The sequence below is a fragment of the Geminocystis sp. genome, assembly GCF_041753295.1.
Taxonomy (GTDB): Bacteria; Cyanobacteriota; Cyanobacteriia; order Cyanobacteriales; family Cyanobacteriaceae; genus Geminocystis.
The window spans coordinates 19,223-32,504 of sequence record NZ_JBGSUU010000110.1; the positions used below are offsets into that span (position 1 = coordinate 19,223).

General features: G+C 32.0%; 14 protein-coding genes and 1 tRNA gene. 4 read left to right on the plus strand and 11 right to left on the minus strand.

What is annotated here, in order from left to right; translation table 11 throughout:
* Positions 1–4: 4 nt before the first annotated feature.
* From ACEW8E_RS13625 to ACEW8E_RS13655, 7 genes are all read right to left on the minus strand, one after another.
* Complete coding sequence (locus ACEW8E_RS13625) at positions 5–472, minus strand: HNH endonuclease (protein WP_373480902.1); 468 nt, start codon at positions 470–472, stop codon at positions 5–7.
* 4 nt (positions 473–476) lie between these two features.
* Positions 477–812, minus strand: coding sequence for a hypothetical protein (locus ACEW8E_RS13630; protein WP_373480903.1), 336 nt, complete (start codon positions 810–812; stop codon positions 477–479).
* 1 nt (position 813) lies between these two features.
* On the minus strand, positions 814–1,107 hold the full coding sequence (locus tag ACEW8E_RS13635; protein WP_373480904.1) for a hypothetical protein: 294 nt from the start codon (positions 1,105–1,107) through the stop codon (positions 814–816).
* A gap of 341 nt (positions 1,108–1,448) precedes the next feature.
* On the minus strand, positions 1,449–4,163 hold the full coding sequence (locus ACEW8E_RS13640) for a phycobilisome rod-core linker polypeptide (RefSeq protein WP_373480905.1): 2,715 nt from the start codon (positions 4,161–4,163) through the stop codon (positions 1,449–1,451).
* Between the two features lie 179 nt (positions 4,164–4,342).
* A complete protein-coding gene (gene hemB, locus ACEW8E_RS13645; RefSeq protein ID WP_373480906.1) occupies positions 4,343–5,335 on the minus strand; it encodes a porphobilinogen synthase in 993 nt (330 codons plus the stop codon).
* 309 nt (positions 5,336–5,644) lie between these two features.
* A complete protein-coding gene (locus ACEW8E_RS13650; RefSeq protein WP_373480907.1) occupies positions 5,645–6,007 on the minus strand; it encodes a hypothetical protein in 363 nt (120 codons plus the stop codon).
* A gap of 126 nt (positions 6,008–6,133) precedes the next feature.
* A tRNA-Cys gene (locus tag ACEW8E_RS13655) sits at positions 6,134–6,205 on the minus strand.
* A gap of 58 nt (positions 6,206–6,263) precedes the next feature.
* On the opposite strand from ACEW8E_RS13655, the gene ACEW8E_RS13660 reads away from it, so the two are divergent.
* The 3 genes from ACEW8E_RS13660 to ACEW8E_RS13670 all read left to right on the plus strand — a co-directional run bounded on the left by ACEW8E_RS13660 (position 6,264) and on the right by ACEW8E_RS13670 (position 7,933).
* A complete protein-coding gene (locus ACEW8E_RS13660; RefSeq protein WP_373480908.1) occupies positions 6,264–6,734 on the plus strand; it encodes a CYTH domain-containing protein in 471 nt (156 codons plus the stop codon).
* A 102-nt stretch (positions 6,735–6,836) separates the two neighbouring features.
* On the plus strand, positions 6,837–7,286 hold the full coding sequence (gene ndk, locus ACEW8E_RS13665; protein ID WP_373480909.1) for a nucleoside-diphosphate kinase: 450 nt from the start codon (positions 6,837–6,839) through the stop codon (positions 7,284–7,286).
* 149 nt (positions 7,287–7,435) lie between these two features.
* The gene (locus ACEW8E_RS13670) at positions 7,436–7,933 is read left to right on the plus strand and encodes a peroxiredoxin (protein ID WP_373480965.1); all 498 of its coding nucleotides are present in this window, start codon (positions 7,436–7,438) and stop codon (positions 7,931–7,933) included.
* Positions 7,934–8,166: 233 nt separating this feature from the next.
* On the opposite strand, the gene ACEW8E_RS13675 is transcribed toward ACEW8E_RS13670, so the two are convergent.
* The 4 genes from ACEW8E_RS13675 to ACEW8E_RS13690 form a co-directional block, all read right to left on the minus strand.
* Positions 8,167–9,267, minus strand: coding sequence for an ArsA family ATPase (locus ACEW8E_RS13675; protein WP_373480910.1), 1,101 nt, complete (start codon positions 9,265–9,267; stop codon positions 8,167–8,169).
* Positions 9,268–9,397: 130 nt separating this feature from the next.
* Positions 9,398–9,940: a hypothetical protein gene (locus tag ACEW8E_RS13680; RefSeq protein ID WP_373480911.1), complete on the minus strand. Its 543-nt coding sequence runs from the start codon at positions 9,938–9,940 to the stop codon at positions 9,398–9,400.
* Positions 9,918–11,285, minus strand: coding sequence for a hypothetical protein (locus tag ACEW8E_RS13685; RefSeq protein ID WP_373480912.1), 1,368 nt, complete (start codon positions 11,283–11,285; stop codon positions 9,918–9,920). Before ACEW8E_RS13685 ends, ACEW8E_RS13680 begins: the two co-directional genes overlap by 23 nt.
* Positions 11,286–11,587: 302 nt before the next feature.
* Positions 11,588–11,788, minus strand: coding sequence for a DUF2862 domain-containing protein (locus tag ACEW8E_RS13690; protein WP_373480913.1), 201 nt, complete (start codon positions 11,786–11,788; stop codon positions 11,588–11,590).
* A gap of 401 nt (positions 11,789–12,189) precedes the next feature.
* On the opposite strand from ACEW8E_RS13690, the gene ACEW8E_RS13695 reads away from it, so the two are divergent.
* Positions 12,190–13,278 (plus strand): glycoside hydrolase family 10 protein, encoded by a 1,089-nt coding sequence (locus ACEW8E_RS13695; protein WP_373480914.1) that lies wholly within the window; start codon positions 12,190–12,192, stop codon positions 13,276–13,278.
* Positions 13,279–13,282 lie beyond the last annotated feature (4 nt).

Here is a 13,282-nt window from a genome sequence, read left to right on the forward strand (position 1 = left end):
TTTGTTATTTTGATTTAATATTTTGTAATCCTAATTCGATTAATTTACTATAACCATGAATTTTTTTAATTGCTTCATATAATCGTTTTTGCCAAGTAGAAGGTAAATTTTGATACCAAGATTTTAATTCTTTAGTTGCTTTTCCTCCATTACAAGAACGGCACATTATTAACATATTATCGGTAGAAAGTGCATTTCCTAAATACTTATATTTAGGTTTTAAATGATCTATTGTAGTCTCTTTTTCTGTCAATTTAACACCACAAACAGAACATTCAAAATTTAATATAATTAATTGTTCTTTTACTAATTTTACTCCTCCATTCTCCTGAAATCTCCAAACTTCATAACCGTTAGTAACTTTTTCTATTCGTTGAATTTGATATAAAGAATTAATTTTTTTGTTAACTTGCTTGATTTTTTTCCCAGTATTTTTTATATCATTGATTAAATTCTGTAAATCATCTTCCATGATGTTATATCTTATTTTTTAGAGATTTTTGTTCAAGGAGAATAAGACTTTCTTCTATGTCTTCATTTAATTTACTAACGGCTTTAATACTATTTAAGATTTCAGATAAAGAAGAATTGATATTTAATTCTTGAAAACCATAGTTATCTCTAATATTATTAGTAATTTGTTCTTCTTGAAAATCATTAATTAATTTAAGAGCGTTATAAATAGAAATCCAACTAGATTTTTTTCTCAAGTCTTTACCTTTTACTAAGTCAGGTTTTACTTTTTTTAGTTCTTTTGTATTTTTAGTATTTATGAATTGATAAACAAACTTTTTAAAATTATTTATATTCATTTTATTTAACTTTTTCTTTGATATTTACGGCATTAATTAGTTCTTTAAAAATGATAATAATTTCACTTCTAGTAAACATATTTTTCATTAATTTTTCTAAGGTTATTTCTAGTACATTAGTTAACATTTTTCTCATTTCTTTTAACTCAAAGCGTATTAAAGATAACTCATTATTTAATTCATCATTTTTTTCTGCTGTTTCTACTAAATCTCTTTTAGCTTGTTCTCTTTGTCTTCCGAATTGGCGATTATTATTACCTAAATCTTTATTTTTAATAACGAAAGTATTTATCAATTTTTCTATGCACTCATTTTCTTTAATTAACTTTATTATTTCTTCTTTTTCTGATTAAGACAACTCCTGTGAAATATTAAAATTAATTTGATATTTTTCTTTTAAATATTCGGCTAATTCTCTATTTGTCAAATCTTGTTTTTGCATAAGATTTATTATTTTTTCTATGTGAGTATTTTCGTCAATTTATAGCCATAATCTATCATTATAAACTTTAATTGTATTAAATTGCTGAGTGCTTACATCAAAAAAAAGAAGCCGAGATATAATGTCCCGACTTCTCTTTATTTTAAGTATTTATTCTGATTCCCCAGAATTGGGATTAGGAAAAAGTAAATTAATTAAACAACGGGTTTAAAACTAGGCACAACTAACTCGTTATCCTGTTTAGTTAACTTGTTATAAAGTCTTTCAGTATTGGGGAAGTTAGCAGCAGGTAAGGTGGGGAAACGGCGATAAGGCACGGTATCTTCACCAAATACTTGAGCATATTCCATACTACCCACTAAGGCGCTGATAAAGGCACGAATACCTTGACTTGCCAAAATGCGGTTATAGTGCTGAATTTCTTTCTGATTAACAGGCGCTCTGCCTAAGAAATGTTTTGTACCTAATTCAATTACTTTAGTATTAGGGAAAGGTGCATAAAACTCTTTCAAATATAATTCAGAAGTACCTAAACCTTCAATAAACTCTTTAACGCTAATTTCACCGTTGCTGAGTTTACTTTCAAGATTAGTAAAGTTAGCACTAATGGTATAAGGTTCAACATCACGCTCGAAAACTTGACGATAAGCGGCACGAATAAGGTTTTTAACTGCTACTTTGTCATAGTTATTGGTGAGTTTAAAGACTTTAGTTTGCTCTCTTTGAACTGTAACCCCTTGATTTACACGGTTTTTAACTTCATGTTCACCACGAGAGGAAGAAACTTGTCCTAATTCAATAAATCTTGGAGTAGTTTCTACATCAACTCTTTGCCCGATGTCTTCTCTTAATGTACCGACTCTTGCATTGCGCATTTGTAGCCCGTTAGGGGTAACATAACGCTCGTAAGGTACAGTATCTTCCCCAAAGGCTTGATTATATTCAGGGCTATCGATAAAGGCATCAACTAAAGCATAGAAACCTTTTTTGGATGCAAGATCAAAGTATTTATTCATTTCACTACGTCCGTAGGTTGGGCGACCTAATAAACGACGGTGAATGAATTCGATGGCTTTACAAACATAGAAAGGAGTCCAGTAAGTTTTTAAGAAAATCTCAGATTTGGCTAACATACGGATAAAGTCACGAAGACTGATGTCACCATTTTCGAGTTTAATTTCTGCTACTTTTAATCTTTGTCCTTCATAAACATCACGGCCGAAAACTTGACGATAAGCCGCACGAATTACCGCTTGAGTAGAACTTTCACCGAATTTAACTCCTAAACCGTTACTAGCACCGGGTAACTGGTTATTTAAACGAACTACTTTTGCCCCCAATGTGCCGGGATAAGTTCCCACTGCTTTAGGATTACTATTTTGATTGTTAATACCCGGTCCACGATGAATTAAAATCCGTTTAGTATCTTTGCTAAAAGGTGCAGGAGCACTGCTAGGATTACGAGTTTCTTTCGGGAAAATCGCTCCAAATTGGATTTCTAAAGGATCATTTCCTGAACCATAAACGTGCTGATCTGGTAAGGGGCGATCGTATTTCGCAAAAGTAGTCACAAATTGAGGTACTTTGCGGAAGGGTGCGCTGTAGCTAAACAGATCTTGTTGCATACCCCAGTTACGACATTCTTGAGCTTCAACTCCCAAACCACGAAGGTAGGGTACAGTTTCTTCACCAAAGTAATCGGAATATTCTTGAGAATCAACTAAAGCATCAACTAAGGCATTTAAGCCACCATTAGATACAATAGAAAAGTATTTTTGTACTTCTTCTCGAGAAGATGGTCCACGCCCTAAAATGTGACGGAAAGCCAATTCTAATGCACGAGAATTAATGAAAGGCTCAAAAAATTGCTGACGATATAAAGGAGATTTTGCTAAACGGCGAACAAATTCCTTCATGGAAATATCCCCATTTTTCACCTGAGACTCAAGGTAAGAAATAGATTGAGAGTAGGCACGGGTAATATCTCGCTCGAAAATTTGACGATAAGCGGCTTTGACTACAGAAATTTTCTCCGAAGCCGATAATCCTGGTTTCATCACAAATTTAGGACGACGCTCAGAAGCATTAAAGTAGCTTTGAGGTAATTCTAAACCTTGAGCATCATCAGAAGGACGTTGACGTACTTTTGTCGCAGGAGTAGGTGCTTTTAACTCATTAGTAAGAATTTCAAAATATTGAGTTAAAATTTCTTTGGCTTCGAGATCGTTTTTAAAGTAACTAATAGAAGCTACTCGCATTTCTAGTAAAGCTACAATAGTAGCGTCAATAGAACAAGCATTTTCTAAAACTTCTCTTAATCCTCTGGTATTAACCACTAGAATGTTAGGATCACCAGCCACTACAGCATAGCTAACATAACGTAAAAACCATGACATATCCCGTAAGGATTTCGCCATGTTACTAGGACCATACCGAGCGATATTGATGGTACGGAAACCAGCAGGAATTTTACCAATACCGGGGTTAGTAAATACTGATAATATACCGCCTAATAAACCGCCTCCTTCATTGCTACCTTTTCCAGCATCCACAAAAGTTTGGATTGATTGTTGTGCTGCTTTTATATCTGCTGGTAATCCAAAACCACCGCCACCAACTCCAACTAAGGCTGGTTCTTCTACGGGGGGTTTTTCCAAGAAAGACATGGGAGATCCCCCCGTGAAAATGCGATTAGCCGCACGAGAGACGATTAGATCTGAGTTGTCGGTCAAAACTTGAGCAATTTCTAGTCTTTTTGCTCCAGATTTAAAATAGTTGTCTAATTCACCTAACTCGTTGTTATCGAGAAAGCGATCTTGCTGTTCAGCTTGAATAATAGTTGAGACAGCAACGGTTTGGTATAATTGCGGTTTTGCTAAAGAACTACCGCCACTTGCTTTTATACTCATTGATTATTTTTATTTTTAAACCGAGTTTCATTATTAATTCATTGGTTATAGATTAAATCTTTTTGGGGTTTCATAGTTAGTTTGTTAAAATTTGTTACAATTTCTTTTTGTGTTTTTTAATACTGTCTAAAGTTAGGAGATAGGAGGAAAATTTTTAATTGTCCATTATTCTTGAATTTTTAAAAACTAACTTGATTAAGCCAACGTACTGCATCTTTTGCGTGATAGGTTAAGATTAAGTCCGCCCCAGCACGTTTAAAACTGGTTAAGGTTTCGATGGTTACTTTTTTTTCGTCTATCCAACCGTTAAGGGCGGCGGCTTTTACCATAGAATATTCTCCTGAGACGTTATAGGCTGCTACGGGTAAGTTGGTCATTTCTTTCACTCGCCAAATTACATCCATATAAGATAAAGCAGGTTTCACCATTAACATATCTGCACCTTCTGCTATGTCTAATTCTACTTCTTTTAAGGCTTCTATCACATTTCCAGGGTTCATCTGGTAAGTACGGCGATCGCCATGACTAGGAGCAGATTCGGCGGCATCACGAAAAGGGCCATAATAGGCAGAAGCATATTTAGCGGCATAGGAAAGAATGGGGGTATTTTCAAAACCGGCCTCGTCTAAAGCCTGACGAATGGAGGTAACAAAACCATCCATCATACCTGAAGGAGCGATAATATCTGCACCAGCGTTGGCTTGAGAAACAGCGGTTTTTTTGAGTAATTCTAGGGTAGGATCATTTAAAACTCTTCCAGTTAAATCTCCTACTTCTAAGTAGCCACAATGTCCATGGGGAGTATATTCACAAAGACAAGTATCGGCAATCACAATCAAATCTGGTACAGCTTGTTTAACGGCGGTGGCTGCTTTTTGTACTATTCCGCAATCATGCCATGCACCCGTAGCATCGTTATCTTTATCGGTGGGAATCCCAAATAAAATAATAGCTGGAATACCTAAATCATAAACTTCTTTGGCTTCTTCAACGATTTTATCGACAGATAATTGATATACCCCTGGCATGGATTTAACTTCTTTGGCGATGGCATTTCCGGGTACAGCAAAAAGAGGATAAATTAAATCATTGGCAGTTAATACGGTTTCTTGTACCATACGTCTAAGTTGGGAATTTTGACGCAAACGACGAGGACGATTAATGGGAAACATAGTTTAATATTATAATTCGATTTAATAATTACTTTTCTTTTAGTTTACGGCGATCGCCGACTTTTCCCCTAGAGTTTGGTAATATTTTGTTACATTTAACTAAAGTATGCAATGTGAGAGAGTTATTTATGAAGATGAATAAATTAAATTTATAGTTAATAATTAATTGAAAAACTATCAAAAAAGAATACTATTTTAGATATTTATTATTGACAATATTTTCATAAGCATTTTTATAGTCTAATAAGTGATAATTAACTAAGGCTAAATTTTGCCATAAATTACTATTACTATAATCCAATTTAAGAATTAAGTTATATTTATTTTTTGCTTCGTTAAACTGATTTTTTTTGATAAATTGATCGCTTCATTTATCCATTGATTAATAATTATATTAAGTTGCAAAGATACAGGATAACAATTAGGATTAATTTCTTTGATTTTTTGATAAATTTTAATGGCATTATCAATATTATTTTCAGTTAATTGTTTAACACCATTAGTATCTAAAAATAATAGTAAATCTTGGATTAAATTATCACTATTTTCTAAATCATCAAAAATTAAAGACATCCAAATATTTTCCGCAGATGATTCATCTCCTTCTAACAAATAAGTTAATCCTAAATACCAATCACTTTCTCTGTTATTTGTTGTATTTTCATTGATCATTATATTATTATTACAGAATAGTTAATTATGATAGTTAATTAATTACACTATAACAGGAGAAGAAAAAAGACTAAAATCTTTACTTTCAACTTCTCTCTGACTAATAAATAAGGTATAGTTTTTAAAAGGCGACGCCCAGATTTGAACTGGGGGATGAAGGTTTTGCAGACCCTTGCCTTACCACTTGGCTACGCCGCCATTTTTTCACACTATTTCATAATAACGTAAAAAAATATTTTTTGGCAAGTTAAATATTATGGGTTTAGAAATTGAACGTAAATTTTTAGTTAATGATTCTTTATGGACATGGCCTGATAATGGTGTTTTGTATCGTCAAGGTTATATTTATACTCAAAATGGTAATACTGTTAGACTTAGAATCGCGGGTAATCAGGGTTATTTGACTTTAAAAGGTAAAACTAAAGGCAATGTTAGATCTGAATTTGAATATAAAATACCCTTCAATGAAGCAACAGAAATGTTAGATATTTTATGTGATCGCCCATTAATTGAAAAAGTCAGATATAAGGTAAAAATAGATGAATTAACTTGGGAAGTTGATAATTTTTTAGGAGAGAATCAGGGTTTAATTTTAGCGGAAGTGGAGTTAGAGAAAGAAAATCAAGAAGTTACTTTACCTGAATGGATAGGAAAAGAAGTTACTGACGATGGACGTTATTATAATTCTAATTTAGCGAAAAATCCTTATAGTCAATGGTATCGTTAAAGAATTTTAGAGCAAGAATAAAGCAAATACTAATTGTTGAAAGTCACATCTTAGGTTAATCTTTTTTAGGGAACAAAAATTTAACATTTATAAACAAAAAATATGGAACGTACTTTTTTAATGGTGAAACCTGATGGGGTACAAAGAAACCTCGTAGGCGAAGTTATCAAACGGTTAGAGGCGAAAGGTTTTACTCTTGTTGGCTTAAAATTAATGGCGGTGTCTCGGGAATTAGCAGAGCAACATTATGATGTACATAAAGAAAGACCTTTTTTCAGTGGCTTAGTTGACTTTATCGTTTCTTCTCCTGTGGTAGCGATGGTATGGCAAGGAGAAGGAGTTGTGGCTTCTGCTCGTAAAATTATCGGTGCAACTGATCCTTTAGCGGCAGAACCCGGTACGATTAGAGGTGATTATGGGGTAAATATCGGTAGAAATCTGATTCATGGTTCAGATGCCATTGAAACTGCACAGAGAGAAATTGCTTTATGGTTTAAAGAAGATGAATTAGTTTCATGGGAAAATGTTAGTAAACCTTGGATAGTTGAATAAATAAGAACCAACAATTAACAATTAACAATTAACAATTATTGATAAATATGGAATAAAATAGTTACTTATCTTCAGCAAAAATTATTTAATTACTAATTATAAAAATGTCTAAATATTTAGTAAAAATTGTAATTATCTTCAGTATAATTATGACGATTTCTTCTAATTTTATTAATCCTGTTTTCGCTTTAGGAGGTGTACAACCTTCCTTAAATGAACTAGCACCACAATTTACTTTATCCACAAATACAGGAGATGGTGATATTTCTTTGACTGATTATCAAGGTAAATGGCTTGTTTTATACTTTTATCCTCAAGATTTTACTCCCGGATGCACCCTCGAAGCCCAAAGATTTCAACAAGATTTACCTAAGTATCAAGCTATCAATACAGAAATTATTGGCATAAGCGTCGATGATGTTAATTCTCATCAAGAATTTTGCGATGAAGAAGGGTTAAGATTTCCACTGTTAGCCGATACCGATGGTAAAGTTAGTAAGGCTTATGGTTCGTGGTTAAGTGGAAGATCGATGCGTCATAGTTATATTATTAACCCTGATGGCGTTTTAGTGGCTCAATTTTTAGGGGTGCGCCCTGCAATTCATTCTTCAGAAGTTTTAGCTAAGTTAGAAGAATTGCAAAAATAATTATTAATTATAAAAGGGCAAAATAATTGTTAATAAGTAAGTAAATAAAATTAATTGTATGTTTACTTTATCAAAGGCACTCATGCAACAAAGGTTATTAATTATTTTTATTAATTTTAAAATATATAATTCCTAAATGCTTTAATACTTATAGCAAAAAACGAGATAATTATTATATTAATAAATCCTAAAACCTTTACAGATTATGCCTTGTGGGCAATGCCCACCCTACTTTACAAAGATACAATTAAATAAGCGTCTTGAAATTTTGCACCTTTGACGGATTGCCCTTTTAATGGCGATGGTAAGAATATATTACGTCTTTGATCACCAGCGGCTATAGTTAATTCTGGTCCAGATTGACTTAATTTTACCTGTCTTTTGTCAAATCCGGGCAAAAAGAGCCTAACTTCTCGGTTATTCGTGTCAATAGTTAGGGGTTTTGGTGCTTTTAAGGCTTGTTTTTGAAAATCAGGTAAAGAGGCAGATAATTCTTCTAAGTTATTAGATTCTATATTAGGAATCGAATTAATGGTTAAAAGATTAAAGGCGGTTTCAATTTCTGGGGTGATTTCTCTTTGATTGAGTAACACACCGCCAACGGTTAAACCCACTTGTTGCGCACTTCCCCACCAATATCGCGCCGTTGCTATGGCTTCTGGAGTAGAGTTAGTAATCACAAAAGCCGCAACTCGACTAGGATCATTGACAGCATTTTTTCCTTGATCTAATATTTGATTAGCTTCATTACTAGGTTGCTGTGCAAAATTATCTGCACTCCAAGAAACATTTAAAACAGCGCTAGTGACAGGTTGGATGAAAGGGGATAAAGTTTTAACGATGTCTGAATTTTCTAATAAATTTCGCATTCTTCTGATATACCAACTTAGAGTTTCAGGAATGCCGAACATTCTTATCACGTTAAGACTACTTTTTCCGTCATAAATGATAACGTCATATTTTCCTGTTTCGTCTTGTTCTCTGAGATAATTTAAAGCTAAAGCATCATCCATACCGGGTAATAATGCTAATTCTTGGGCAAATATATTATTTAGTACGGGTGATCGCAAATATTTAGCTTCAAGTTTTTTCAATTCTTCCCAACTATTTTCTAATAATTGACTGCTTTGTAACTGAATTGCGTCTAAATTTGAGCTTATTTCTGTGATAGTAGATTTTAATTCAACTCCTATTTGCAAAAGAATTGAGGGTGTAGAATCTTGGATTACTAATAAGACTTTTTTGCCTAGATTAGCGTATTTTTTTGCCGATGCTATGGCTGTTGTAGTGCAACCAATGCCACCTTTGCCTAAGAATGTGAGTATAAAAGCCATTTTTATAATTAATTTACGGTAATGATTAATAGAATTTTAAATAAAATTAGTTTAACATAATCTTAACCACTTTATCAGAAATATTATAATTATTGACAAATTATTAAAGTTAGTTAATATCTTATATTTATTATTTTTTAAACATTTTAAAATTAGGTTGTAAAGCAGGATTTAAGGCTTTATTAGATGGATTTACTAAGTTTTCTGCTATTTCTTCTAAATGCAATTCTAAAATTATTCTTGCCAAATCAAAAGTTATTTTTTCTGAATATTTTTCTATCTGATTCTCATTAATTTTTTCTGATTTATTCAGAGGTATTTCTTTGTCAAGAACAATATTTTGTGATTCATCAATAAAATTAACGTTGAGATTTTGAGTATCATTATCTTGGCTAAAATTTTGATAGTTAGTTGAAGTTTCAAGATGATTATGCTGACTCAAATTTTGATGATTATTTTCGGGTGTAATTTCAGGGTTTAAATTTTGATTATTTTCTGATAAAACATTATTTTCCTCGTCATTAGATTTGATAAGAGTATCACTAGATGATAAAGATACGGAAGGTTTATTTTCTTTAAAAGAAGGAATCACCGTTAAATTTCTTTCTCCTGCCTTATAACGATTAACTAACACATCAATATCATGTAAATCAATCAATCCTGTATTCTTCATCGTATGTTGGTAAAGATTCAACAGAATAAGGTTTTCCAAAGCTGTCAGTTTCAGAGGTTTCATTTTCTAGGGTTTCTTCTAATATAGTTTTTGTGGTTTCTAAGTCTGTGTCAAGGTTGGGGAAAAAAGAGGTATCTTGTTTTTGTGCTTCCATTAAAGCAAGGCGTAAACTATAAAAATAATTATGTATCTCTTTTTCTAACTCTTCGTCATAGGATAATTTGATGTCTTTATTTAAAGCGTGAGTAATAGCCATAGTACAAGCTGCAATGCTAGTAATTCCAGAGATAGCAAAGATAAATAAAGATAATCCTAATTCTGACCATTTACCATTAAATAATTTAGTATATACTTGAGTGGTAGCTAAACCTACTAAAATTGGTCCTGATTTCATTTGCCCTTCACTATTAAAATGTTGCTCAAATGCACTCTGGGCATGATTTTTCAAGAATTGTAAATCAGATCCTCCATCGGTACGCGCCGTTAATAAAAATTGATATTCGTTAAAGGCTTTTTGATATTTTAGGTTATTTTCATCTTCAAGACGGGTAACTTGCCGACATACTGGTAATTGTTGATAGGGCATTTTTTCCCAGTTGCTACTTCTTTCGTCAAATAAACCATACAAACGAACATAATAGGTATTCCAAAGGGGATTACTCCGAGATAAACTATTTAATTTTGCTTCTCCTTCTTGGCATTTTTGTTGTACTGTTTGATATATCGGATCTTTAATGGTTGATAAATCTGCTATTTTTCGCTGTTTTTTTTCTAAATATTGATTAGCTATTTTTGAGCTGTAAATTTCTTCTAATTCTGCCCGATTATTAATTAATTCGATACCGACTCCCGTTGCACCCGTTTGCAATACATTAAGACTAATTAAGCCCAAACAAGCCCAAATTGACCAACTACGGTTACTTGGCTTATTTCTGGCTACTGCTGCACCTAATTCATTCCCTGAAGCAAACACAAACCCAGTGGAGGTTAAAGCGATAATGAAAGCAATTACAGGATTCATTCCTTGAAAACAGAAGTAAAAAAGAGGAAAGTTAAATCCTGCGTCTAAAACATTACTTAAGGTGATTGTATTAGCAGTAATTTTTGAATTTTTTTGTAAACCTTTAGTAACGTAAACGTGTCCATGTAAATCTTTCGGATCGACTACACATATTTCTTTAATTTTTGTAATCGCCTTTTTCCACAAGGGAGGATTTTCTATTTCTGAAGATTGGTGAACTTTTCCCTCTCCTATTTCTTTGGCTTTTTGAACTAAATCTGGTCGAGTACTGATGATCCATGCGATCGCCTGACGTGCTTTATCTAAATCATGAGATTCTTTCATTAACAACTCCGAAGTAAATTTAATGAAGGTAAAATTTGCAAGAGATAAGTTTTTCAAATTTAGATTATTTTATTAACTAATCTGCTTTGCAAAAATCTCCTTATTTATTTATCAGTCTCGTTTTAAGATTTTATGCAAAAATTCAGAAATTTTAAGAAAAAATTATTTATTTTTATAAGTTTTAAAGGTAACAATAGTTAATTGACGGTATCAATGTATCAAAAATAAAGAGTTAAAGTGTCCGTGATTTCTAATAACTATTATTTGGGTGAAACCAATTCACCCCGACAGATTGCAAATTTCTAACTTACAACTTGGATTTCATCTTCAAAAAACCAGTTAGTGGTAGCATCAGAAAATTGTACAAATACACCGATACCGCTACCATCAGTCATTTTGAAAGATTTAATTACACCTTGTTGTCCTTGTTGTGCTTTTTCTATAATTTCAGGCGATACTTTCTCTTTTAAACGACAAATTTTAACTTTTTGTCCTACTTCCATGGTAATTTCTAATATTTATTTAATTAACAACTCTCCATTTTATCGGAATTTGCTCATTTTCTTGAATCATTTACACTTTATTTGTGCCTGTGGAAAAGACAAGAAAAGTAATAACTGTGTGTTATCTTAGAACTTAAATCCTAAAACTAAAGTAACAATAACGACTCAAAGAAATAAAATAGACAATTAGACATCTCCAAAAATTGACAAATTCTTTTCCATCAGTTGATTAGACTTCTCAAAATAGAAAATAAGCTGAAATAATTAAGTTTATAGGGTGATAGCTCTAAATGAATAAAACTCTAGAATATATCCATAATAATCCAAAATAAACGAAAAGAATAATTGGTATTACTTACCCACAGTTAAAGCAACTAATGGAAAATGCCATAAAAATTAATATGAATAAAAAAAACGCAATTTCTGCGCAGAAAAAATTATCAATTAAGAGTGGTGGCGGAAGGAAAAAACTTTTTTCCCATAAAAGAAATATATTTATAACTTTTTTTAGTTTATTTTTATTATTGATATTTAAACCTGTTTCTAGTTTTAAAAATAATGGTGACAAAAATGACGAAATTAGAGGAGTTTGGATGACAAATGCTGGAGTTTCTTTTCTCCATCATACTAGCTTATTAGACAATGTTTTTAATCATTTAGCTTTATCAGGATATAATCGAATTTATGTAAGTACTTATGGCTTTGGAGGGACAATTTATCCATCAAAACAAGTTAAAAGTATTCTCTTTTTTGTACCACCTTTTACTAATGTTTTAAAAGCCTCAGAAAAAGAAGCTAAAAGACAAGATTTAAAATTATATGCTTGGTTAGAATACGGTTTGATGCTATCTCCTCAAGATGAAATTGCCTTAAAACATCCAGAATACTTAGTAAAAACTGATTCAGGGAAAACTATCATTAATGGTTTTGTTTGGCTAAATCCTGAACATCCAGAAGTACAAAAATATATTTTAGCTATAATTTCAGAAGTGGCTCAATATAATATAACAGGGATTCAGTTAGATGATCATTGGTCAACACCTTCGGAATTTGGGAATAAAACTCAAGCCATGACAAAACTTACAGCAAAAGTAAGGCAACATCTCAAGGAAATTAACCCAAAAATGATCTTAAGTTTATCTCCAAATCCTTATAATTTTTCATTAAATAAGTATAATCAAGACTGGTTAAAGTGGGCAAAAAAAGGTTATATTGATGAAGTTGTTATCCAAATTTATCGCCCTAATTCTGCTCAAGTAAAACAAGCAATTACTACATCAAAAATTAATTATTTACCGGATAATATTCCCGTTGGTATCGGTATTTTTGCAGGAAATTTCGATAATTTCTTACATCCTGAAGAAATACAAAAACAAATAGCAGTAGCCGAAAAATTCGGTTATGGTTATTCTATTTTTTGTTGGGAATATCAAATTTTAGGATCTTTAACTCATTATTTAATTAAGTCAAAATCTAATAATTTAAAATAATATA